The organism is Reyranella soli (assembly GCF_007992495.1).
GTDB lineage: Bacteria > Pseudomonadota > Alphaproteobacteria > Reyranellales > Reyranellaceae > Reyranella > Reyranella soli.
This window is the reverse complement of the sequence record NZ_BKAJ01000037.1, coordinates 1-22,132: the sequence shown is the minus strand read 5'-3', so window position 1 is coordinate 22,132 and position 22,132 is coordinate 1. Positions and strand designations below refer to the sequence as shown.

The window sequence follows — 22,132 nt, the reverse complement described above, 5'->3', positions numbered from 1 at the left end:
TTAATGCTCATGGCCGCAGTTTCCCGAGATCGACGAGATAGAGGGCGAGGATTTTGCGGTCGACAGGCGACAGCCGGCTTTCCCAGGTCGGCATGTGCCCCTGCCGGCCACCCCAGACCGTGTTGTAGATCGAGGTCCCGTCACCGCCATACATCCAGAAACTGTCGGTGAGGTTCGGCGCGCCGACGTCCGCCGTGCCCTTGGCCTCGGACCCGTGACAGACGACGCAGTTCGCCGTGAACACGGCCTTGCCAGCTTCGGCATTGCCGACCACAGGCTTCTCCTTGGGGTCGCTGAGGCTGAGCACGTAGGCAACCACGTTCTCGATGTCGGTGCGTTGCAGGATCTGGTCGCGCCCAAACGCCGGCATCTGCGAGTTCCGGCTCTCGGGATGCGCCGAGTTGATGCCGACCCGAATGGTTTCCGCGATCGCCTCGGGCGAGCCGCCCCATAGCCACGACGTTGTCCGCAGATCGGGGAAGCCCTTGCCGCCCTTGGCGTCGCGTCCATGGCAAGCGGCGCAATTGTCGCCGAACAGCACGGGGCCGGTCTGGCGCACCGCTGTCATCACGCGCGGCTCAGCCTCGATCTCGGCGAAGCTTCTCGTGGCGATCTGGTCGGTCCACGTCGTGCGATCTGTCGTCGCCTGCTTCACCGACTCCGTCAGCTCGGTGCGATCGTCCAACCCCAGCAGGCCCTTGGTATAGGTCGTGCCCACCGGCCAGGCCGGCATCAGCACCCAGCAGCCGACCGAGAAGAGCACGGCCAGCGCCAGGAACAGGGACACCAGACGCGGAAGGGGTGTATTGAGCTCGGTGAGACCGTTCCACTCGTGTCCGGTGGTGAGCCAGCCTGTCTTCGGATCGCGTTCTAGCGACATGGCCTGTCCTCAGCCTCGAGGATTGCCGCCGCGGCCCGCTCGAAGCGCTTCTTGTTCGACGGCCAGTAGACGTGCACCAGCACGATCACCGACAGGCCGATCAGGTAGAACAGGCCGAACGATTGCGCCAACCAGACGAGGTCTTCGTGTGCCATGTCATTCGCCCGCTTGCGCCGTGGATTTGTGGGCCGCGTCGGTCAGCCGACCGAGGATCTGCAGGTAGGCGACCAGCGCGTCCATTTCCGTGAGCTGGTCCGGATTACGGTCGAACACGCGCACCGTCGTCGCGTCGCCGTAGCGCTTGCTGACCCCTTCCGCGAGCGGGCTGTCCGGCGACACCTGGCCGTAGGCGTCGGCGCGCGCGTTGGCGATCATGTCGTCGGTGTAGGGCACGCCCACGGCGCGAAGGGCCTTGAGATGGCTGGCGAGATCGTCGGTGCGCAGCTCGTTGCGCAGCAGGCGGGCGTATGCAGGCATCACTGATTCCGGGACGACATCGCGCGGATTGACCAGATGCGCGACGTGCCATTCGTCGGAGTATTTGCCGCCCACGCGCGCGAGGTCGGGCCCGGTGCGCTTGGAGCCCCACAGCATGGGATGGTCGTACTTGGATTCGACCGCGAGCGAATAAGGACCATATCGCTCGACCTCGTCGCGCAAGGTCCGGATCATCTGCGAGTGGCAGGCGTAGCAGCCTTCGCGGACATAGATGTTGCGGCCGGCTTGCTCGAGCGGCGTGTAGACCCGCATTTCGGGCGAGTCCTCGACCGTCTGGTGAATGGTGAAGAGCGGCGCGATCTCGACCACGCCGCCGATGCTGGCGACGATGATGATGCAGAGCGCGAAGCCGACCGTCTTGCTTTCCAACCAGTAATGAAGTCCGAACATGGCTCACTCCGCCGGCTGCTGGCCGGACTGGCCCGTGGCCGTCGGCTCGGGCACGTCGCCGACAAGCCCCTCTTCGGCCGGCCGCGGCGCGCGCACGGTCATCCACACGTTGTAGCAACCGACCAGCGCGCCGATCAGGAACAGCAATCCGCCGGAGGCCCGGGCGATGTAGTAGGGATGCATCGCTACCAGCGACTCGACGAAGGAATAGGCGAGCGTGCCGCTGGCATTGTAGGTCCGCCACATCAGCCCCTGAATGATGCCGGAGTTCCACATCGCCAGCACGTAGACGACGGCGCCGGCCAGCGCTAACCAGAAATGCACCTCGACCAGCCGCGGCGAGTACATGGTCTCGCGCTTCCACAGCCAGGGTATGCAAGCGTAGATCGAGCCGAAGGTGATCATCGCCACCCAGCCCAGCGCGCCGGCATGCACGTGCCCGATCGTCCAGTCGGTATAGTGCGACAGCGAGTTCACCGAACGGATCGCCATGAACGAGCCCTCGAAGGTGGTGAGCCCGTAGAATACGGCGGCAACCATCATGAAGCGCAGCGTCGCGTCCTCGCGTACCTTATGCCAGGCGCCGTTCAACGTGAGCAGCGCGTTGGCGGCCGCGGTCCAAGATGGCACGAGCAGTATAATCGAGAAGGTCATGCCCAGCGTCTGCACCCACTGCGGCAGCGCGGTCCAGTGCAGGTGGTGCGAGCCCACCCACATGTAGAGGAATGTGATTCCCCAGAAGCTGATGATCGACATGCGGTAGGAATAGAGCGGCCGACCGGCGCGCTTGGGCATGAAATAGTACATCATGCCGAGGAAGCCCGCCGTCAGGAAGAAGGCGACGGCGTTGTGGCCGTACCACCATTGTGTCATCGCATCCTGCACGCCCGAGAATAGCGAGTAGCTCTTGGCGCTGCCGAAGCTTATGGGGACCGCGAGGTTGTTGACGATGTGCAGCATCGCCATGACCAGGATGAATGCCATGTAGTACCAGTTGGCGACGTAGATGTGCGGTTCCTTGCGCCGCGCCAGCGTGCGCAAATAGACGACGAAGTAGGTCACCCACACGATGACCAACCAGATGTCGGCGTACCACTCAGGCTCGGCGTATTCCTTCGACTGGGTCACCCCCATCATGTAACCGGTGACGGCGAGCAGGCAGAAGAGGTTGTAGCCGAACAGAACAAACAACGGGCTGAGCTGATCGGGCAGCCGCGCACGAGAGGTGCGCTGCATGACATAGAAGGAGGTCGCGATCAGCGCATTGCCGCCGAAGCCGAATAGGACGCTGGTAGTATGGACAGGACGCAGCCGGCCGAAGCTCGTCCAGCCGGCATCGAAGTTGAGGCTGGGATAGGCGAGCTGCCAGGCCACCCAATCACCGATGAAGAAGCCGAACGCGGCCCATCCCATGGCGATGAGGAGGCCGACTTTGCTCGGCGTGTCGTAGTAGCTGCCGAAGCGATCCTCGCCAGGTTCGGGCGCAAAGTAGCCGGAGATCACGGCAAAGATGCCGAGAATGGCCGACGCCACGATCAGGAAGCCGTGCACGGCCAGTGGATCGTCCTTGCCGGCACCCGCGAAGGCGAGACCAATGCAGGCGATGAGGAGAAGGACACCGATTGCGAGCTGGCGTTCACTCTTGGTGAGCTGTGTGATCATCGCCATCCGGCTTTTCCCCACATCACCGCGTCAGGCCCACGGTCCGATTCTTAATTGGCGAAACGCACTGCTGCATTGCCCCGATGGCCGCGCGGCCGCCATTGGCCCGCAGCTCGATCACCGCCGCACCATCGAATGAGGCTTTTGTTCCCGGAGGCTCGGCAAGGAGATCAAGACGCAAGGTCATGGTCTTGCCCTTCGCCATGGCATCGACAAGCGGCTCCGACAGGCCAGCAAAACCTCCCACCTCGCCGTCGGCGAGGACCGCATGGTCGTCCCCGAAAAGCAGGCTGGCCGGAAAGATCTTGCCGTCGATCTCCACTTCTGCCCGAGGGGCCGTCTTCAGCTGTGGAGGATTGGCGCCCTTGGGCAGGAGTGGCCCCTCATTCGTCGGATAGAGCTGAAGCTGCAGGACATTCCGGTCGGAGGCGTTCTCGCAGGCCAGCACGACACTGGCGACGTCGAGGTTGGTCCGCGTCGGCTCGACCACGGCGTAGCGTGCCGGCGTGGAATTCTGTTCTAGCTTCCAGGCTACCCGTTCTGTACCGGCCGTCTCGGCCCGCACCTCGGTCCCCGAGAGGCAGGTTGCCACGGCGAGCGTGCACACGACTCCTGTGATGACGCGTCTGCTCTCTTGCCTGACGCTTTCCGTGGATAGCCCTCGGTCGCCCCGCGGCCATAAAGATTGGGCCAGGACGGCGACCATCGATCTCGACGCAGAATGGCGCCCTAATTGAAGATTCCAATCTAGGCGCCCGGGGGGAGCGTGGTCATTTTTTGCTCGAGACGTCGGCGAGGGATGGCGGCAAGCATGCCCCCGGCGATGTAATGCGCAGCGCAGCCGAGCCGTCGGATTCGCGCCTTTCCCCTGGTGGGATTCGAGGGCAGCGGGAAGCATCCTGCACCCCAATCGTCGCGCATCTCGCGGGAAGCGAAGCCAATGACGTTCCTGGTCGCTCTCATTGTCGTAGCGCTCGTCCTTGTCGTTCTCGGCTGGATTCTCAGGTGGCCCCAGGCATAGGCCATGGCCTTCACCAATCTGGCGGCCATTGTCGGCGCCCTGGCGTTGCTCGAGGTCTATTCTGGTCATTGGCAACCGGAGGCGCAGCCACACCTCCTGCAACGCGTGCGCCAGTTGTTCGCGAAGGTGCGATGATACGTTAGACCGTAGGTGAGATAAGCCGTAATGACGCCGCAATGTGCGGTCGCATGCCTTTGCAGCTTGCCGGTCGCTTGCGATCATCGGAACCCTGTTCTACCTAGCTCGTGCGAAGCTTGTGATAGGGGAGTGGCTTATCTCGATGGTCCGGGACAGGTGTCCAGCAATCCGCTTTCACCCGCTGATCGACTAGGGTCAAAACCCATTAAGTCGTACCGATCCATGTCCGCTTCCGCCCGATTGCAGACTTCGGCGACATCGCGTGGTTAGTCGGAGATGGGCCACAGACGGACGTCCATCCCATTACCCTTGCCAGCGCGGGAACTGGGCAGAAGGTCTAACCGAAGTGTCTGACCTCGCGCATCGCGCTGACGTGACAGATCGGGCGGATAATCGTAGTTGCGGTCCGGGGTCCGAGTGGTATGCAGGAACAGTGAACAAGTGGCTTGGGAAAGACTGACAGGCGAGTGGTTCTAGATCGATGGCGCTCCGGTGAGGCCGCAGGGGGGTAGATCATGCCAATGGAACGTTCCGTTGGTTCCGTAGACGGTACGCGGATCGGCTATCTGGAACTTGGTTCCGGACCCGGCATCGTCTTCGTGCACGGAAGCCTGGGTGTGGGTGACGCATGGCTTCAAGTTGCAAACTTGTTGGCGGATCGCTTTACCTGCTACCTGATGGATCGACGCGGACGGGGACGAAGCGGCAACGCCGAAAGATACTCGCTCGATACGGAATGCGCAGATATCGCTGCCGTCCTCGAGGCGGCTGGCCCGACCTCAGCTTTGCTGGGGCATTCATATGGCGGCATATGCGCGCTGGAGGCTGCTCGGCGCATCCGGGTGAGCAAACTGATACTTTATGAGCCTCCGTTCCCGATCGATGGGCCTACCGTCGGAGACGCGTTCGAGCGCTATCGCGCGGCAGTCGCGAACAATCAACTGGACGAAGCTCTGCTGATTGGGGCAAGGGATCTCGTGAAATTAACCGATGTGCAAATAAAAGAGTGGCGTGCATCTCCAGCTTGGCAACTGGCGGCAGCTCTTACCCCCACATGGGTACGAGAGTTGGAAGTGATTAGGAGTCTGCCATTAGGCGTCGAGCGGTTTAGTCAGATGTCTTCGCCGACTTTGCTGCTGCTCGGCACTGCCACAGCCCGTCATCATGAAGTGGCGAGTGCGGCGCTGGCTGAAACCTTGCCGTCAGCGCACACCCGGCGCCTAGTCGATCAAGGACATCAGGCGCAGGTGTTTGCGCCCACTCTCGTCGCCCGCGAGATCGCGGGCTTCGTAGAGAGCTAGCCTCCACAACCGCGGTAGACCTGAGACAGGGCCTGTAAGGACAACACTCGCAACGCGAAGGCGAGGTCGAATGTCCGCTTCGGGTCAAACTGCGAAGTGGGCCCACGCCAATGGGATGTCCGCTTTGCCCTCCAAATGCGAAGAGCCGAGGCGGTAAGGCCACTTCACAGACGGGTCATTGTCTGACGAACTACTTCGACCGTCGCCCACGTCCGGACTCAGGCCGGAAGCCGACACCTGGCGCAGACTTTATGGGTTTTGACCCTAGATCTAACGGAGTCGCACACTTCACGGCTAAAGGACCCTGAGCTGGCAACCGACCGACGGGCGCCTCACGTCGATCCGGGCTAGCCGAAGATGTCCGCTGGGCTCTCTGCACGTAGTTCCCGGCCGAGCTCCGTACCCAAGAACGCGGCAGCCGACGCCTCTCCACGAATGCTTCTCTTCAGAAGAAACGCTCCGTCCGCACGGGCTACGAGTCCGGTTAGGTGTAGGTGACCCTTCGGGTGAAGTCGCGCATGACTACCGATCGGTGTCCTACAGGATCCATTCAGCTCGACCAGTAGTGCGCGTTCCGCCGTTGCGAGCACGCGGGACTCCGCGTCCTCGACCAGAGCCAGCAACTCGCGAAGCACGGTATCGTCCTCACGGACTGTGATCGCAATCATACCTTGCCCAGCGGCGGGAACCATCCGCTCAGGGGCAAGCGGAAGGATTAGTGCGCCCGGGACATCGAGCAGGCCTGATCGCCGAAGGCCAGCCATTGCAAGCAAGGTGGCCGACACCTCACCCTTCAGAAGCTTGCCAAGGCGAGTATGCACATTGCCTCGAAGCAACTTCATGCGGAGATCAGGCCTCTCGTGGAGAAGCTGAGCCTGGCGTCGAGCGGAGTTCGACCCGACCGCTGAGCCCGTGGGCAGGAGGCAATAGAGGTCTCCACAAGACTCACTCCCAGGTTCTCCCCGAACCACCAGCGCATCACGCGGATCCTCCCGTCGGAGGACACATCCGAGGGCGATGCCTGGCGGCAAAAACGTCTCCAGGTCCTTCAGGCTGTGCACACCGAAATCGGCTCGCCCTTCGATGAGCGCCTCGTGGATCTCCTTCGCAAAGAGCCCCTTACCGCCCATATCCGCCAGGCTGCGGGCTTGTGTCCGGTCGCCAGTCGTCTGCACAATGTGTCGCACCAACGAACCGGACAGATGCAAAACGGGGCAGATCTCGCGAAGCCTTTCGATGAACGCCTGCGTCTGGATCAACGCGAGTGGAGACCCCCGCGTAGCCACGCGCACCGGCGGCGCACACCTAATGCTCCGCTCCTCCCGGTCGCTTGCGATCATCGGGACCCTGTTCTACCTAGCTCGTGCGACGCTCGCGATAGAGGAGTGGCTTATCTCGATGGTCCTGGACAGGTGTCCGGCAATCCGCTTTCACCGGCTAGTCGATTAGACATAACGGAGTCGCACACTTCACGGGCTAATGGAATCCGACCCCTATCTTCGATGTTAGGCGACACAGTGTCTTGTGTACTTCCTGGCGATGGCGCCTCGGGGACGAGACCATTGTCGGCTTTCCTCGGGCGCAAGCTGTGGAACCCGAATTCCAACCCAACGCAGGGCGCGGTTATGGAGGACAGTGACATGGCTTGGCCAACCGCCAATCCGCACCACACGCAGTCGCGACGGCACGAGGCGATCCGAAGGTCCAGAATGAGGTGACCGAGCGCGCACGGTAGCGGACTGGAGCCACTCGAAAATGCCGATCGCCCGAGGGCCGCCGCGACGAGGAGGGGGTGGCGTTCCGCACGATCGTTAGCGAAGTAAGCCGAACCTTCGACGCCAATGGTGATCTCTCTCCTACACAGCAGAACCCCAGACCACCTTACTAAACCGGTCCGTGGTGAGTCTCCGGGAGATACACTGTGTGTGATGTCCTTGTGGACCCCGAAGCTCACTCGGAACTTCTGGTCATGGCGGAGACGCGGACGTCACCATCGCGGGGCGGCGACGGTCGGGCGGCCGACCGCCAAGCGGAGCGGCAGTCCGCGCCTTCCCGGTTAAGAGTGCACGCTCGTAGGCGGTGCCCCGCATGTCTAGCGGAACGTTCGGGTCCCCGTTGGCAACGCGCTCCTCGACGTACCCGTTGCCGTCGAGCGCCGCCGGGCTGGGCGGGCTGCCCTCGATGTTGTCGACCCCGACCTCGTGCTCGTAGGTCCGAGGGCCCAGGTCGACACACGCCGTGCATGCTCGGACCTGATGCAGCAGACGACTGGGCGACATTCGCGAGTCCAGCCTCTCAGCGGCCGAGAAGCACGTTTCGCAGCACCACCGCATCATTGTGGCGCTCGTCCCGGGCGGCGAAGACCAAGGTCAGGGTCTTGCGCCGGGCCTCGGCGCGCAGGGCAGCCAATTCCTTGCGATGTCTACGCAGCTCTGCTGCATAGCGCTGGCGGAACTTCGGCCAACGCACGGGATCGTGGGCGAACCACTGGCGCAACGCCGTGCTGGGCGCGATGCCTTTGGTCCACAGGTCGATGGCCGCGTCCGACTTCTTCACACCACGCGGCCACAGACGATCAACCAGCACTCGCAGGCCGTCCGTCGTCGCGGCCGGACGATAGGCACGTTTGAGTCTGATCCGGTGCGCCGGTATCGCCTTTCGTCCCGGCATCGCTCCTGCTCCTCACCCAGTTGATCAATCAGCGCGGATATTGCCAGCGCGGATGACTTCCTTCCAGGGACCGAGTTCGCTCTTGATGAGATCGGTATAGCTGACCGCTCCGTGTTTAACACCGATCTTGGCGAGTGCCTCGCGAACCTGGGCGCTTTGCAGCGCCATCGCGATCTCCATCTCCCAACGTTTGGCGATTTCGGGCGGAATATCGGCTTGTGCGGCTAGTTAGCGCGCCTCCGCCTCCTTGATCCTCTCCTTCAGCACCTTCCGGATCGGCGCGTCGGGAGGCAGTAGCGCGAGCAACTTCTTCCAGCGCCGCGCGGCGTCGGCCTTGTCGCTATGACCGAAGGAGACGGCGCCAAGATAGAAGAGCGCGAGCGCGTTGTCAGGCTCGGCTGCTTCCAAGCGCTTCAGCACGGCGACGGCGCCGGGCGAGGGCGACGATCCGGGCTGGACCTGGCGCACCTCTGATTCGGCCCAGTTGGCGAGTAGCGGCGGGTCGAGCGGCGCGAGCGCGTCGGCCCTGGCGTAAGCCTCGGCAGCCTGCGCGGGTTCGCCCAGCACGCGCCTCGCGTTGGCGAGCCGCAGCCAGCCGGCGCGATCCTCCACTCGGCCGGCGGGCGCTGCGCGCAGCTTGGCATCGAGCCGATCAACCATGCCGCGGATCGCGTGCTGGCTCTCGGCGGGCGCCATCTTCGCCATCGCCTCGCGCTCCTCCGGCGTGGGCTGCGGCATGCCCATCGGAGACGGAGCCGCAGCCGGCGGTCCGGCCGAGGCGACGGCCGGCGGCTTGCGGTCGGGCTTGATGCTAGGGGGATCGATGTTGGCTTGCTTGGCGACGCGATCGATCTCGGCGCGCAGCAAGGGCAGCCACGGCGCGTCCTCGGGCGAGCGCGTCTCGAGGTCCAGCCAGCGCCCGAGCGCCGCCCTGGCCTCGCCCGCCTGCGCCTCGTGCAGCCCGAGATAGAAGAGGGCGCGCGCGTCGTCCGGCTGCTTCGCGAGCGCGCGGCGGAAGAGGTCGACTGCGGGCTCGGGCACGACGCCGTTGGCCTGTTGCGTGAGGAGCTCGCCCAGCACCGACAGGGTCTCGGGATCGTCAGGCTCCTTGAGCCGCGCGCGCGCCGCGGCGATCTTCTGGTCGAGGCTGGGGCCGGTCTGCGGCGGCGCTGTTGCCGGCACATGTGGATGCGGGACGAAGGGCGCGGAGGGCACGCCCGGCTGGCCGATCCGCAGATAGAGGCCGAGCGCGAAGGCGGGGATCAGGAGACAGAGCGCGGGCGGCAGGAAGCGGTGCCACGCTGCGGCAGGCTGCGGCGCGGCGTTCGTGTCCTTGTTCCCGTACTTGTCGGCGGCAGCGAGAAGGCGGCGTTCGATCTCAGTGCGCGCGGCCGCGGCGTCCTCGGCGGAGAGGCTGCCAGCGGCGCGCTCGCGCTCCACTTCGGCGAGCTGGTCGCGATAGATCGCGAGGCCGCCGTGCGGCCGCTCGGTAGCGCCGAGCCGCGCGCGTAACGGCCGGACCAGCATCATACCCACGGTGCCCGCGGTCAGCAGCGCGAGGAGGAGTTGGAGCATGACAGCCTAGCTTTCATCCCGGGGCCAAAGGCCGAGGGACCTTTCGCAATGGTTCAAGTGTCCCTCGCTTCGCTGGGGATGACATCGCTCTTGCCATCCGGCAGCGCGTCGAGCCTCGCCCGTTCGGCGTCGCTGAGCGGCGCTGACCCGACCGCCGTGCTGCGCCGCCCGGCGGCGAACCATAGGCCGATCATGCCCAGCAGCAGCACCGCCGGCGTGCCGAGCCAGAGTACCAGGGTGCGCGCCTTGAAGGGCGGCTTCAGCAGGACATAGTCGCCGTAACGCGCGACCATGTAGTCCAGCACCTGCCGGTCGGTGTCGCCCGCCACCAGCCGTTGCCGCACGGCACGGCGGATGTCGTGGGCCACCTCGGCCGGCGAATCGTCGACCGATTCGTTCTGGCAGACGACGCAGCGCAGCTCGCGGCTTAGCGCCCGCGCCCTGGCTTCGAGCGCCGGATCGGACAGTATCTCCGAAGGCTCGATGGCGAGGGCGGGCAGCGAGATCAGCAGGCTCAGGATCAGAACGCACAGCGTGTGCCACAAACCGTTCGTGTCATCCTGAGCGCAGTGAGGGATCTTTCCTGCAGCCCTGCAGATTCCTCGGCCTTCGGCCTCGGTATGGCACGGTGGTGCATGGAGCGCATCGCCGCCCATCACGACCCCGCCCTGAGAAGCGGCAGGATGCGGCTCTCGACATCCTTTTCGAGGATCGGCGCGCGGATGTGCAGGCGCACGATACCATGCGCGTCGATCAGGAAAGTCTCGGGCACGCCCGACAGGCCCCAGTTGACCGCCATCGAGCCGTCGAGATCGTAGCCCGCGGTGGCGAAGGGATCGCCCTGCCGCTTGAGCCAGCCGCGTGCCTCCTCGGGCTTGTTCTTCCAGGCTATGCCGATGATGGTGATGCCCTCCTTCTTCGCCAGCCGCTCGAGCAGCGGATGCTCGGCGAGGCAGGGCGTGCACCAGCTGGCGAAGAAGTTCACCAGTGCCGGCTTGCCGGTGTGCAGCAGCGCGTCGGAGAGGGCCGCCTCGTCCGGCCGCAGCGAGGGCGCTTTGAGGGACGGCGCAGGCTTTCCCACCAGCGCCGAGCCGATCGACGCCGGATCGCGCCCCGACACCAGCGACCAGCCGAAAAAGCCCGCCAGGATCGCAAGCGTCATCAGTGGCAGGAGGTAGAGGAGGTGGTTCGATCTCACGGGCACGACGGTCATTCGGCGGGCTGGGCCACGATGCGGGAGCGCTTGGGCGCGCCGATGCGCAGACGGCGGTCGGAAAGGGAGACGAAGCCGCCCAGAGCGCAAAGCGCGGCGCCGAGCCAGATCCAGGGTGCGAGCGGGTTGTCGTAGAGGCGGATGGTCCAGCCTTTCAGCGCATCCCCCTCGCCGAGGGTCGCATAGACGTCGCGCAGGAAGTTGGTGCGGATCGAGGTCTCAGTCGTCTCGCGCTGCTGCACGCGGAACATCCGCCGCTCCGGCGTCAGCACGACATAGGGGTTGCCGTCCCGCGTCAACGTGATGGTGGCGCGCTCGGCGTCGTAGTTGGGGCCGCGCACTTGCTCGACGTTGGTGAGCGTCGCCTGCCAGCCGGCGAACGGCGCACTGTCGCCGATCCTGAAGGTGCGGATCAGCTCGACGTTCCACGTCGAGGTCGCCACCGCGCCCAGCACGACGAAGCCCACCGCGGTATGGGAGATCGTCATGCCGATCGAAGCGCGCGGCAGGGTGGCGAGCCGGCGCCGCGTCTCGGCCCACGGCGCGCGGCCGAGCTTGGTGCGGTCGGCGAATTCGAGAATGCTGGCCAGAATAAGCCAGACGCCGAAGCCGAAGGCGATGGCAGCCAGTGTCGCATGCCGGTCGATCATGGTCGCGGCAAGGATCATGCCGATCACCGCCACGGCGAAGGCCGCGCGCAGACGCACCAGCGCGGGCCAGAGCTCGGCGCGCTTCCAGCCTAGAAACGGGCCCACGCACATCGCGGCGAAGAGCGCGAACGAGATCGGCACGAAGGTCGTGTTGAAGAAGGGCGGGCCGACCGAGACCTTGGCGCCGTTCACGAGATCGAGGAACAGCGGATAGAGTGTTCCCAGTAGCACCGTGGCGCAGAGGGTGCAGAGCAGCAGGTTGTTCACGATCAGCGCGCCCTCACGGCTCACCGGCTGGAACCGGCCGCCGGGCTGCAAAGTCGGCGCGCGCCAGGCGTAGAGGCCGAGCGCGCCGCCGATCACGATCACCAGGAAGGCGAGGATGAACATGCCGCGGGCCGGGTCCTGAGCGAAGGCATGCACCGAGGTGAGCACGCCCGAACGCACCAGGAAGGTGCCGAGGAGCGACAGAGAGAAGGCGAGGATGGAGAGCAGCACTGTCCAGCTCTTCAGTGCATCGCGCTTCTCGACGACGATCGCAGAGTGCAGCAGCGCGGCGCCGACGAGCCAAGGCATCAGCGAGGCATTCTCGACCGGGTCCCAGAACCAGAAGCCGCCCCAGCCCAGGATGTAATAGGACCACCAGCTCCCGAGAGTTATGCCGAGGGTGAGAAAGCACCAGGCGGCGAGCGTCCACGGCCGTACCCAGCGCGCCCAAGCGGCATCGACCCGGCCCTCGATCAGCGCGGCGATGGCGAAGGCGAAGGTCACCGAGAAGCCGACATAGCCGAGATAGAGGAGTGGCGGATGGAAGGCGAGGCCGGGATCCTGCAGAAGCGGATTCATGCCGTTGCCGTCCGGCGGCGCGGGCGAAAGGCGCAGGAATGGGTTGGAGGTAAAGAGGATGAAGGCGAGAAAGCCCACCCCGACCCAGGCCTGCACGGCGAGCGCGCGCGCGCGCAGGGAGTCGGGCAGATTCTCGCCGAACAGCGCAACCGCGGCCCCGAACACCGACAGGATCAGCACCCAGAGCATCATGGAGCCTTCGTGATTGCCCCACACGCCGCTTATTTTGTAGAGGAGTGGCTTCGCCGAATGCGAGTTGGCGACGACGGTCGCGACCGAGAAGTCGGACGTCACATAGGCTTCGGTGAGTGCCGCAAAGGAAAGGACGATCAAGGCGGCTTGCGTGAGCGCGGCCGTGCGGCCGAGCGTCATCAGCCGGACATCGCCGCGCGCAGCGCCCACGAGCGGCAAGCTCGCCTGCACCAGCGCCACGGCCAGCGCCAGGATCAGCGCGTAATGGCCGAGCTCGGGGATCATGCTTCCCCCTCTCTACCGCAAGCCGTGTCATCCCGAACGAAGTGAGGGATCTTTTGCGTTACCGACCAAAGATCCTTCCCGTTGGCCCCGCTCAGAGCGGGCGCTACGCTAGGGATGACGCGAACAGGCATTTGCCAAGGTGAGCGACAGATCATCATCTCACTGTTCCCTCGCCTTCCTGCCAGCGTCCCGATTCCTTCAATGCCTTGGCCACCTCGGGCGGCATGTACTTCTCGTCGTGCTTGGCCAGCACCTCCTGCGCGCTGAAGATGCCGTCGGGGCCGAGCGACCCTTCGGCGACCACACCCTGGCCTTCGCGGAACAGGTCGGGCAGGATGCCGCGATAGACGACTTCGACGCTGCGATTGAGATCGGTGACGCGAAAGCGCGCCTCGCTGCCGTCCTTGTGGACGCTGCCGGTCTCGACCAGGCCGCCGATGCGAAAGCGGCGATCGGCGGGAACGTGCTTCTCAGCCAACCGGCTCGGCGAATAGAAGAAGACTATGTTGTCGGACAGCGCCGACAGCACGAGCGCCACCGAAACGCCCAGAACGCCGAGCGACCCCACCAGCAGCCAAAGCCGCTTGCGCTTGGGTGTCACCGGCGGCGCTCCAGCCCGCGCTCGGCGAGCGCGTGGCGCATCTTGCTGCGGGCGCGGAGCGAGGCCAAGGTGAGGCCGCCCAGGATCATGAAGACCGCGAGATAGGCTGAAATGATGAAAACGGCATAGCTGCTCATGCGATTTGGTCCGCAATCTCGAGCCGGCGGCGGTCCATCTCGGTCTCAGTCCGAACCAGCACCAGCAGGATAAACAGCAGCAAGAAGCCCCCCGCCATCCAGAGCAGCGGCAGCAGGATGGCGGCATCGACTGCGGGTCCGTCCAGCCGCGTGACGGAGGCAGGCTGGTGCAAGGTGTTCCACCAATCGACCGAGAACTTGATGATCGGCAAGTTGATGACCCCGATCAGCGCCAGGATGGCCGCCGCGCGATCGCCGCGCTCGGCGTTGTCGTAGGCGCGGCTCAAGGCGATGTGGCCGAGGTAGAGGAAGCACAGCAGCAGCATCGAGGTGAGCCGCGCATCCCACACCCAGTAGGTGCCCCACATCGGCCGACCCCATAGCGAGCCGGTGAGCAGGCAGATCAGCGCATAACAAGCGCCAACCGGCGCTGCGGCGCGCGCCATCAGGGCCGCGAGCGGATGGCGCCATACCAGCAGCGCAGCGCTGAGCGCCGCCAGCAGCGCATAGCCTGCCATGGCGAGCCAGGCCATGGGCACGTGCACGTACATGATGCGCACCGTCTCGCCCTGCTGGTAGTCGGGCGGCGACTGTAGCAGCGCCAGCCAAAGCCCGATTCCCAGCGACAGCAGGGTGGCCAGCGACAGGCCCGGCTGCACGCGCTGACTGAGGCGGCGGAAACGTGCCGGATTGGCGAAGCGGTGCATAGTTTCTCGCGTTCAGCGGTTACTAATCGTCCCTGAGCAGGCGGCAGCGTGTCGTCGCTCTTAGGCCGAACTTCAAAAGGCAACTCCACACACCCAGTTCGTCGACGTCGTCTTGAGAAGGGTATCTCTAGGATTGTTGAACGAAGACCCGTCGAACCGTTGGGCGATTCAGTTGCTGTTCTGAGATCAAGTCGGGAAATTAGGCCAACTCGACGATCCACGAGTCCGTATCGCGTCGTCGATCGTCCGACCGAAGGAATATCGCATTCGATCGAGTCAGTTTGGCTTTCTCTCGACCGTGCTTGTCGAACAAGTGGAGACCGGGACCCGCGGCTGGACCGTCTTGATGGATCTCACGGAAGGAAGAACTGCCCGGGGGCGCGCAAGTGAGCATTCGGAGTTGTGATTACGTTGCAGGGTGGATGACTGGATACGTCTTCAGGACCCAGAGATCGCAGAGAGTCCTTAGAGTGAAGGCTGGAGCATATCCACTGAGGTGCCGCCGTGGACAGATGAAGGATAACCAACCACTTCAGATCGCACCCCCCACGCTGAAACTCACCGAAACCTGCTTCCCCAGGCCCTGTCCCTCCCCAGGACCGGTGGTGGCGAGACCCACAGCTCTCCCGTGGCCTTGCAGGCGGCGTGGGCACTTCGGCCGGTGGCGGCTCGCCATCACCGGCTTCTTTTTGACTTTAGGCTCCAGTTTCAATCACTAGGAAGCGAGTCGTCGAGTTCTAGTCGCAATGGTATTGGGCGAATGTTCTTCGCCAGAACTCTGGATTCCAGGACGTCGTATGACCCGGCTAAACCGCCACGCGACCAGCCCAAGAGGTCCGTCGCCGCTGCCCGACGACGTGACTATTGCGCGGCGGAAGAATGCGGTGCGGGTCTGGTTCGAGGGCCTGCGCGATCGCATCTGCTCTGAGTTCGAACGGATCGAGGATGAACTTCAGGGCACACACCGCGACAAGGCACCCGGCCGTTTCGAGCGCCAGACCTGGAAGCGCGAGCGTGACCCTAGTGGAGGGGATCGCGGCGGCGGTACCATGGCGCTGATGCGCGGTCGTGTGTTCGAGAAGGTCGGCGTCAACGTCTCGACGGTGTCCGGTGAGTTCAGCCCGGAGTTTCGTGCTAATATTCCGGGTACCGCCGAGGACCCACGTTACTTCGCTTCGGGCATATCCCTGGTGGCACACATGCGATCTCCCAAAGTGCCGGCCGTGCACATGAACACGCGCTACATCGTGACCACGCGTGCCTGGTTCGGCGGTGGCTCCGACCTCACGCCGATGGTGCCACACGAGCCCGACAGGAAGGACTTCCACGCGGCCCTTCGCGCCGCCTGTGACGCCCATGATCCCGGCTACTACTCGCGCTTCAAGGAATGGTGCGACGAATATTTCTTCCTGCCGCATCGTGGCGAGGTGCGCGGGGCGGGCGGCATCTTCTATGACTATCTCGACGGCGGCGAGTTCGACCGCGACTTCGCCTTCACCCGCGCCGTCGGCGAGGCCTTTGTCGACGTGTACCCGAAGCTGGTGCGCCGGCACATGAACGAGCCGTGGACCGTGGCCGAGCGCAACCACCAGCTCGCGCGCCGCGGCCGCTACGTCGAGTTCAACCTGCTGCACGACCGCGGCACCAAGTTCGGCCTGATGACCGGCGGCAATGTTGAGGCGATCCTGATGTCCCTCCCGCCGGAGGCGTGCTGGCCCTAGCTTATTGTCTCTTCCCTTGGCGAACTCCGCCAAGGGCAGGTGTCCCGAACGGTCGGGGTCATGTAGGTGCCAACGATGATGCTCGTGACCCCTCCGCCCGCGGAGGCGTTCGCCTTGTAGAAACGGGTGATTGCCGCCCTGTTGCGTCGGTCTCTGCAATCGTTCGATTCATGGCTCGAAGACAACTAACCACTCTTTCGATCGGATTCGCGTACAGCACCGGATATGTCAGTCGCGGCAGTTTCGTGCGCGTCCTCCAGGAAAGCCTAAGGCGCGAATCCTACGAAAATCAGCCGGCATCCAGCCTCGAGTGAGTCTGCGCCACGACCGGCGCTCCGTTCCGACGAGGGAACGTACAGTTTTCGCTCGAAGTGACCCTTCATCCAATCGGACCTGAAAGGATCAATCGACTATCGCGCTGATCCACGTCTGGCTCCCGCGTTGTTGGGAGCCGCGAGCACCGTGAATCACTCCCAAAGGCACGCCGGAGGACACGGGAGAAACTGCTGCGGCTCGAATACCCGACGGCGTGTGCAATCTGTTCGATCGAGAGAACGTTTGCAGTCAACAGGTTGCTAGCCTGGCGTATGCGCAGCTGGCGCAGTGCTACCATCGGCGAGCATCCGACGGCATCGGTAAAACGAGCCATGGAGGCCGATCGACTAAGGCCAGCGGTCTTTGGGTCGCTCAAAGAAGCTATCGACCGGGTGCCACCATTTGTGGCTAAATATCGGCATTCCAAAATGAAATGTACTAAGTTGATGAACAAAGTCTTCTTTGGGCAGCTCCGGGTCGGACGAATGGCAGCCTAGCATCTCATTGCCCGGTGCAGCCTCCGACATGATGGAAGAGACAGATGATTCCTCCGTGGCGATTGGGTCTCTTCGCGGACACCGGCTATGAGGTGCTGTGGGAGGATGCAGAGCGGATCGTCTGCAAGACATGGCGCGTGGGTGTCGCCGGCGACCGCCAGGTTGTGCTGGCCGTCCTTTGCGCTGAAGAGCACCCAAGTCCCGAAAATGTCAACCGTCTCACACACGAATACAGGCTAAGGAATGAGCTCGACGGCGCATGGGCAGCGCGGCCGCTGGACCTGATTCGCGAACACGGTTGGCCGGTGCTGATCCTCGAGTTTCCTGGCGGTCAGCCACTCGGTCGCCTAATGGGCACGCCGATGTCGATGGAGCGATTCCTGCGACTCGCCGTCTCCCTGGCGGCTGCACTTGGCCGACTGCACGCACGTGGCCTAATCCACAAGGATATCAAGCCAGCCAATATACTCATCAATGCTGCGATGGACCACGTGTGGCTGACGGGCTTTGGCATCGCATCGCGCCTACCGCGCGAGCGTCAGTCGCCCGAAGCTCCCGAGTTCATCGCCGGAACGCTCGCCTACATGGCGCCTGAGCAGACAGGCCGAATGAACCGGTCTATCGATTCCCGGACAGACCTTTACGCACTCGGCGTCACACTTTACGAGACGTTGACCGGCAGTCTTCCGTTCACAGCTTCCGATCCGATGGAATGGGTGCACTGCCATATTGCAAGAAGACCGGCACCGCCCAGCGAGCGGTTAAATAATCTCCCTGGCTCCGTCTCTGCGATTATTATGAAGCTGCTCGCCAAGACTGCTGAGGAGCGTTACCAGACAGCTGCAGGCGCAGAGAGCGATCTACGGCGTTGCCTTGCTGAATGGGAAACCCGAGGCGATATCGACGAATTTCCGCTCGGGGAACATGACATTCCGGACCGGCTGCTGATCCCCGAAAAATTGTATGGCCGCACGGCCGAAGTCGATGCCCTGCTTGCCTCCTTCGACCGTATCGTTGCCGGCGGCAGGCCGGAGTTGGTGTTGGTTTCCGGATACTCCGGCATCGGCAAGTCCGCAGTCGTCAACGAGCTTCACAAGTCACTTGTTCCGCCCCGAGGCCTTTTTGCATCGGGCAAGTTTGACCAGTACAAGCGCGACATCCCCTACGCCACCCTTGCGCAGGCCTTTCAGAGCCTGATCCGCCCGCTTTTGAGCAAGTCCGAAGCGGAGCTGCGGCAATGGCGGGAGGCGCTGCTCGAGGCGCTCGAACCGAACGGTCGGCTCATCGTCGATCTCGTGCCGGAGTTGAAGCACATCATCGGCGAACAGCCACCGGTCCCCGAGCTGCCGTCGCAGGATGCGCAAGGCCGCTTTCAGCTGGTGTTCCGGCGATTTATCAGCGTATTCGCGCGGCCGGAGCATCCGCTCGCCTTGTTCCTGGACGATCTCCAATGGCTCGATGCGGCAACGCTCAATTTGCTCGAGGATCTGTTGACCCGACCGGATGCGCAGAACCTGTTGTTGATTGGCGCCTACCGCGACAACGAAGTCGATCCCGTCCACCCATTGATGCGCAAGCTCGAAGCCATGCGCCAAGCTGGAGCGATATTGCAAGACATCGTATTGGCCCCCCTAACCTGTGGGGACCTGGGTCAACTAATCTCGGATTCCGTTCACAGCGAACCAGAGAGAGTGACGCCGCTGGCACAGCTGATCCACGAGAAGACAACCGGCAATCCGCTTTTCGCCATACAGTTCATATCTGCGCTCGCCGACGAAGCATTACTCACTTTCGATTACGGCAAGGCGAGATGGAGCTGGGACCTGAATCGCATTCACGCCAAAGGTTACACCGATAATGTGGTGGACCTCATGGTGGGGAAGCTAAACCGCCTGTCCGCCGACACTCGGAACGCATTGCAGAAACTCGCCTGCCTTGGCAACGAGGCAGGGTTCACCATGTTGCGGATCGTTTACCAGGACTCCGAGGAGGAGATGCATGACCAGCTTTGGGGAGCGGTGCGAGTAGGTCTGATCCTTCGTTCGGAAGATTCCTACAAGTTTCTCCACGACCGTGTCCAGGAAGCCGCTTACTCCTTGATCCCGGAGGAATCGCGTGCGGAAGCGCATCTCCGAATAGGGATGCTGCTCGCAGCGCAGACCCCTCCAGAGGAGCTGGAGGAGACGATCTTCGAAATCGTCAATCAACTCAACCGCGGCTCGCATCTCATCACGTCAACTGAGGAGCTTGAGCGGGTCGCAGAGTTGAATTTCATTGCAGGGAGACGAGCCAAGACCTCGACAGCGTATGCCTCGGCGCTGAACTATCTGGTCTCCGGCGCGGCACTGCTGCCAGGGGACTTGTCGGAGCGCCGGCACGACCTGATCTTTGAGCTGGAGCTGCACCGGGCCGAATGTGAGTTCCTCACTGGTGCACTGGCGGAAGCCGAGCAGCGCCTGACGGCGCTGTCGGCTCATGCCGCAACGACGATCGAACGAGCCCGCGTTGCGTGCCTGCAGGTGGAACTTTACACGGCCCTGGATCAGCCCAGCCGCGCGATCGCAGTCGGTCTCGACTATCTCCGCCACCTGGGCATCGACTGGTCGCCGCACCCGACGGAAGACGAGGCTCGGCGCGAGTATGAGCGGATCTGGTCCCAACTCGGCTCACGCACGATAGAAAGCCTCATCGATCTGCCTTTGATGAGCAATGCCGCGTCGCTCGCGACCCTCGATGTCCTGACGAAGCTCGGGCCGCCCGCCTGGCATACGGATGCGAACCTAGCTTCCCTGGTCATCTGTCGCGCAGTCAATCTCAGCCTCGAGGGTGGCAATTGTGACGGCTCGTGCTACGTCTATGCGGTGCTTGGCAGGCTTGCTGGACCGAAATTCGGCGACTACCAAGCGGGACTTCTATTCTGCCGTCTCGGCTATGAGCTGGTCGAACAGCGCGGGCTGAAGCGATTCCAGGCCAGAATCTACCTGAACTTTGGAAGTTTAGTCACGCCCTGGACGAGACATGTCCGGGAAGGTCGTGATCTGCTGCGGCGTGCGTTTGAGACGGCAAACCAGATCGGTGACCTCACTTTTGCGGCGTACTGCTGCAGCCACCTGAACACGGACCTTCTTGCGGCGGGCGATCCACTCGATGAGGTGCAGGGCGAAGCCGAGCGTGGTCTCGCGTTTGCGCAGAGGATGCGGATCGGTCTCGCGATTGACTGCATCGTTGGCCAACTTGGGCTGATTCGGACTCTCCGCGGCTTGACACCGATTTTTGGTTGCTTTGACGATGGGCAGTTTGGCGAACTCCTACTGGAGTCCCGTTTCTGCAGGAACCCGGCTCTGGCGCTAGCCGAGGGCTGGTACTGGGTCCGCAAGCTGCAGGCGCGCTTCTTTGCCGGCGACTATGCGTCGGCCATTGAGGCCTCGTCGCGGGCGCAGCGGCTGCTGTGGACATCGCCGTCAATGTTCGAAACGGCAGAGTATCACTTCTACAGCGCACTCTCTCGAGCGGCATCCTGCGAGTCCGCAGCGGCCGGCCAGCAGCATGTCGACGCATTGGCCGCGCACCACCGACAGCTCGAGGACTGGGCGACGGCTTGTCCGGACAACTTCGAGAACCGCGCAGCACTGGTCGGGGCGGAGATCGCTCGGATCGAAGGTCGCGCGCTCGATGCCGAACATCTCTACGAGCACGCTATCCAGTCGGCACGCACGTATGGCTTTGTCCACAACGAGGCGCTCGCCAACGAGGTCGCCGCACGCTTTTATGCCGCACGCGGGTTCAAGAAGATCGCGCATGCCTATCTGCAGGACGCGCGGTACGCATACACTCGTTGGGGAGCCTTCGGCAAGGTACGCCAACTCGACGAGTTGTATCCGCACCTCAGGGAGGAAAGGCCGATTGCCGGCCCTACACGCACGATTGGGGCACCTGTCGAACAACTGGATCTAGCCACTGTCATCAAAGTCTCGCAAGCTGTGTCGGGCGAGATCGTTCCAGAAAAACTGATCGACACGCTGATGCGCACGGCGATTGAGTACGCAGGTGCCGGGCGAGGTCTGTTGATCCTTGCGGTAGGTGATGGTTATCGGATTGAGGCGGAAGTCACGACCACAAATGACACGGTGACTGTCGATCAGCAGCAAGCGAGTGCAACCTCTGGAGATCTGCCAGAGTCCATCCTACACTACGTGACCCGGACCAAAGAGAGCGTTCTTCTCCACGATGCCGCAGCCGCGAACCCGTTTTCTGCCGATAAGTACATTCATCGGCATCACGCCCGTTCAATTCTCTGCCTGCCGTTGCTCAAACAGGGCAGGCTGGCTGGTGTGCTTTACCTCGAAAACAACTTGACGGCCCACGTTTTCACACCTGACCGTGTCACAGTGTTGAAAGTGCTTGCGTCACAGGCGGCAACATCGCTCGAAAATTCGCGGCTTTATGACGACCTCGCGGATCGGGAAGGGAAGATTAGGCGTTTGGTCGACGCCAACATCATTGGGATCTTCATTGCCGATCGCGAAGGGAGGATTCTCGAAGCTAATGACGCGTTTCTACGCATCGTGGGGTATGTCCGTGAGGACTTGGTCCGGGGTCGCCTGAACCGGAACGAGTTGACCCCGCCGGAGCGGCGCGAGCGCGACAAACGTGCATGGGGAGAACTGTACTCGACTGGAAGGCTTCAGCCCTTCGAGAAAGAATATTTTCGGAAAGACGGCAGCCGCGTGCCTGTGCTTGTTGGCGCCGCGTTGTTCAAGGAAGGAGGTGACCAGGGCCTTGCGTTCGTCCTAGATCTGACCGAGCGCAAGCAGGCGGAGGAGGCATTGCGTG

Annotated in this window: 20 protein-coding genes; 4 read left to right on the top strand and 16 right to left on the bottom strand. The window is 63.3% G+C overall.

Features of this window, described 5'->3' with window-relative positions:
* Positions 1-7 precede the first annotated feature (7 nt).
* The 5 genes from ccoP to RSO01_RS12310 are packed head-to-tail and all read right to left on the bottom strand — an operon-like array spanning position 8 to position 4,037.
* A complete protein-coding gene (gene ccoP / locus RSO01_RS12330) occupies positions 8-880 on the bottom strand; it encodes a cytochrome-c oxidase, cbb3-type subunit III (RefSeq protein ID WP_147149399.1) in 873 nt (290 codons plus the stop codon).
* On the bottom strand, positions 871-1,035 hold the full coding sequence (locus RSO01_RS12325) for a cbb3-type cytochrome c oxidase subunit 3 (RefSeq protein WP_147149398.1): 165 nt from the start codon (positions 1,033-1,035) through the stop codon (positions 871-873). The genes ccoP and RSO01_RS12325 overlap by 10 nt, the downstream gene beginning before the upstream one ends.
* Before the next feature lies 1 nt (position 1,036).
* The gene (gene ccoO, locus RSO01_RS12320) at positions 1,037-1,768 is read right to left on the bottom strand and encodes a cytochrome-c oxidase, cbb3-type subunit II (protein ID WP_147149397.1); all 732 of its coding nucleotides are present in this window, start codon (positions 1,766-1,768) and stop codon (positions 1,037-1,039) included.
* A 3-nt stretch (positions 1,769-1,771) separates the two neighbouring features.
* Positions 1,772-3,430, bottom strand: coding sequence for a cytochrome-c oxidase, cbb3-type subunit I (ccoN, locus tag RSO01_RS12315; protein ID WP_174825929.1), 1,659 nt, complete (start codon positions 3,428-3,430; stop codon positions 1,772-1,774).
* Between the two features lie 22 nt (positions 3,431-3,452).
* Complete coding sequence (locus RSO01_RS12310; protein WP_147149395.1) at positions 3,453-4,037, bottom strand: hypothetical protein; 585 nt, start codon at positions 4,035-4,037, stop codon at positions 3,453-3,455.
* Between the two features lie 417 nt (positions 4,038-4,454).
* Here RSO01_RS12310 and RSO01_RS49455 point away from each other — a divergent pair, with 417 nt between their 5' ends.
* Entirely contained in the window at positions 4,455-4,586 is a 132-nt protein-coding gene (locus RSO01_RS49455) for a hypothetical protein (RefSeq protein ID WP_281291450.1), read from the top strand.
* A 524-nt stretch (positions 4,587-5,110) separates the two neighbouring features.
* Positions 5,111-5,890 (top strand): alpha/beta fold hydrolase, encoded by a 780-nt coding sequence (locus tag RSO01_RS12305; protein ID WP_170303009.1) that lies wholly within the window; start codon positions 5,111-5,113, stop codon positions 5,888-5,890.
* A 347-nt stretch (positions 5,891-6,237) separates the two neighbouring features.
* Here the strand turns inward: RSO01_RS12305 and hemC are convergent, their stop codons facing one another.
* The 10 genes from hemC to ccmC form a co-directional block, all read right to left on the bottom strand.
* Positions 6,238-7,230 (bottom strand): hydroxymethylbilane synthase, encoded by a 993-nt coding sequence (gene hemC, locus RSO01_RS12300; protein ID WP_147149393.1) that lies wholly within the window; start codon positions 7,228-7,230, stop codon positions 6,238-6,240.
* Positions 7,231-8,185: 955 nt separating this feature from the next.
* Positions 8,186-8,560: a DUF488 domain-containing protein gene (locus tag RSO01_RS12295; RefSeq protein ID WP_147149392.1), complete on the bottom strand. Its 375-nt coding sequence runs from the start codon at positions 8,558-8,560 to the stop codon at positions 8,186-8,188.
* 24 nt (positions 8,561-8,584) lie between these two features.
* Positions 8,585-8,740, bottom strand: coding sequence for a hypothetical protein (locus RSO01_RS47200; RefSeq protein ID WP_170303008.1), 156 nt, complete (start codon positions 8,738-8,740; stop codon positions 8,585-8,587).
* A gap of 48 nt (positions 8,741-8,788) precedes the next feature.
* The gene (ccmI, locus tag RSO01_RS12290) at positions 8,789-10,135 is read right to left on the bottom strand and encodes a c-type cytochrome biogenesis protein CcmI (RefSeq protein ID WP_147149391.1); all 1,347 of its coding nucleotides are present in this window, start codon (positions 10,133-10,135) and stop codon (positions 8,789-8,791) included.
* Between the two features lie 53 nt (positions 10,136-10,188).
* The gene (locus tag RSO01_RS12285; protein WP_246158338.1) at positions 10,189-10,680 is read right to left on the bottom strand and encodes a cytochrome c-type biogenesis protein; all 492 of its coding nucleotides are present in this window, start codon (positions 10,678-10,680) and stop codon (positions 10,189-10,191) included.
* Positions 10,681-10,790: 110 nt separating this feature from the next.
* Positions 10,791-11,297, bottom strand: a complete 507-nt coding sequence (locus RSO01_RS12280; RefSeq protein ID WP_170303007.1) for a DsbE family thiol:disulfide interchange protein — start codon at positions 11,295-11,297, stop codon at positions 10,791-10,793.
* Positions 11,298-11,344: 47 nt separating this feature from the next.
* Positions 11,345-13,321 (bottom strand): heme lyase CcmF/NrfE family subunit, encoded by a 1,977-nt coding sequence (locus RSO01_RS12275; RefSeq protein WP_147149388.1) that lies wholly within the window; start codon positions 13,319-13,321, stop codon positions 11,345-11,347.
* Positions 13,322-13,475: 154 nt separating this feature from the next.
* Entirely contained in the window at positions 13,476-13,922 is a 447-nt protein-coding gene (gene ccmE, locus RSO01_RS12270) for a cytochrome c maturation protein CcmE (protein ID WP_147149387.1), read from the bottom strand.
* On the bottom strand, positions 13,919-14,059 hold the full coding sequence (ccmD, locus tag RSO01_RS12265; RefSeq protein ID WP_147149386.1) for a heme exporter protein CcmD: 141 nt from the start codon (positions 14,057-14,059) through the stop codon (positions 13,919-13,921). Before ccmD ends, ccmE begins: the two co-directional genes overlap by 4 nt.
* Positions 14,056-14,766, bottom strand: coding sequence for a heme ABC transporter permease CcmC (gene ccmC / locus RSO01_RS12260; RefSeq protein ID WP_147149385.1), 711 nt, complete (start codon positions 14,764-14,766; stop codon positions 14,056-14,058). Before ccmC ends, ccmD begins: the two co-directional genes overlap by 4 nt.
* Positions 14,767-15,563: 797 nt before the next feature.
* Here ccmC and hemF point away from each other — a divergent pair.
* Positions 15,564-16,487 (top strand): oxygen-dependent coproporphyrinogen oxidase, encoded by a 924-nt coding sequence (gene hemF, locus RSO01_RS12255; protein WP_147149384.1) that lies wholly within the window; start codon positions 15,564-15,566, stop codon positions 16,485-16,487.
* Between the two features lie 379 nt (positions 16,488-16,866).
* Here the strand turns inward: hemF and RSO01_RS49845 are convergent, their stop codons facing one another.
* Positions 16,867-17,178, bottom strand: a complete 312-nt coding sequence (locus tag RSO01_RS49845; protein ID WP_373867896.1) for a helix-turn-helix domain-containing protein — start codon at positions 17,176-17,178, stop codon at positions 16,867-16,869.
* 165 nt (positions 17,179-17,343) lie between these two features.
* Between RSO01_RS49845 and RSO01_RS12245 the strand changes: the two genes are divergently transcribed.
* The coding region (locus RSO01_RS12245; RefSeq protein ID WP_147149382.1) for an AAA family ATPase at positions 17,344-22,132 on the top strand (4,789 nt) is incomplete at its 3' end.

Bases quoted from the DNA above. Each gene is read 5' to 3' on its own strand.
- ccoN (WP_174825929.1), bottom strand. From the start codon at position 3,430: ATGATCACACAGCTCACCAAGAGTGAACGCCAGCTCGCAATCGGTGTC.
- ccoO (WP_147149397.1), bottom strand. From the start codon at position 1,768: ATGTTCGGACTTCATTACTGGTTGGAAAGCAAGACGGTCGGCTTCGCG.
- RSO01_RS12295 (WP_147149392.1), bottom strand. From the start codon at position 8,560: ATGCCGGGACGAAAGGCGATACCGGCGCACCGGATCAGACTCAAACGT.
- ccmI (WP_147149391.1), bottom strand. From the start codon at position 10,135: ATGCTCCAACTCCTCCTCGCGCTGCTGACCGCGGGCACCGTGGGTATG.
- ccmC (WP_147149385.1), bottom strand. From the start codon at position 14,766: ATGCACCGCTTCGCCAATCCGGCACGTTTCCGCCGCCTCAGTCAGCGC.
- RSO01_RS49455 (WP_281291450.1), top strand. From the start codon at position 4,455: ATGGCCTTCACCAATCTGGCGGCCATTGTCGGCGCCCTGGCGTTGCTC.
- hemF (WP_147149384.1), top strand. From the start codon at position 15,564: ATGACCCGGCTAAACCGCCACGCGACCAGCCCAAGAGGTCCGTCGCCG.
- ccmD (WP_147149386.1), bottom strand. From the start codon at position 14,059: ATGAGCAGCTATGCCGTTTTCATCATTTCAGCCTATCTCGCGGTCTTC.
- RSO01_RS12280 (WP_170303007.1), bottom strand. From the start codon at position 11,297: ATGACGCTTGCGATCCTGGCGGGCTTTTTCGGCTGGTCGCTGGTGTCG.
- RSO01_RS12305 (WP_170303009.1), top strand. From the start codon at position 5,111: ATGGAACGTTCCGTTGGTTCCGTAGACGGTACGCGGATCGGCTATCTG.
- ccoP (WP_147149399.1), bottom strand. From the start codon at position 880: ATGTCGCTAGAACGCGATCCGAAGACAGGCTGGCTCACCACCGGACAC.
- RSO01_RS12325 (WP_147149398.1), bottom strand. From the start codon at position 1,035: ATGGCACACGAAGACCTCGTCTGGTTGGCGCAATCGTTCGGCCTGTTC.
- hemC (WP_147149393.1), bottom strand. From the start codon at position 7,230: ATGATCGCAAGCGACCGGGAGGAGCGGAGCATTAGGTGTGCGCCGCCG.
- RSO01_RS47200 (WP_170303008.1), bottom strand. From the start codon at position 8,740: ATGGAGATCGCGATGGCGCTGCAAAGCGCCCAGGTTCGCGAGGCACTC.
- RSO01_RS12275 (WP_147149388.1), bottom strand. From the start codon at position 13,321: ATGATCCCCGAGCTCGGCCATTACGCGCTGATCCTGGCGCTGGCCGTG.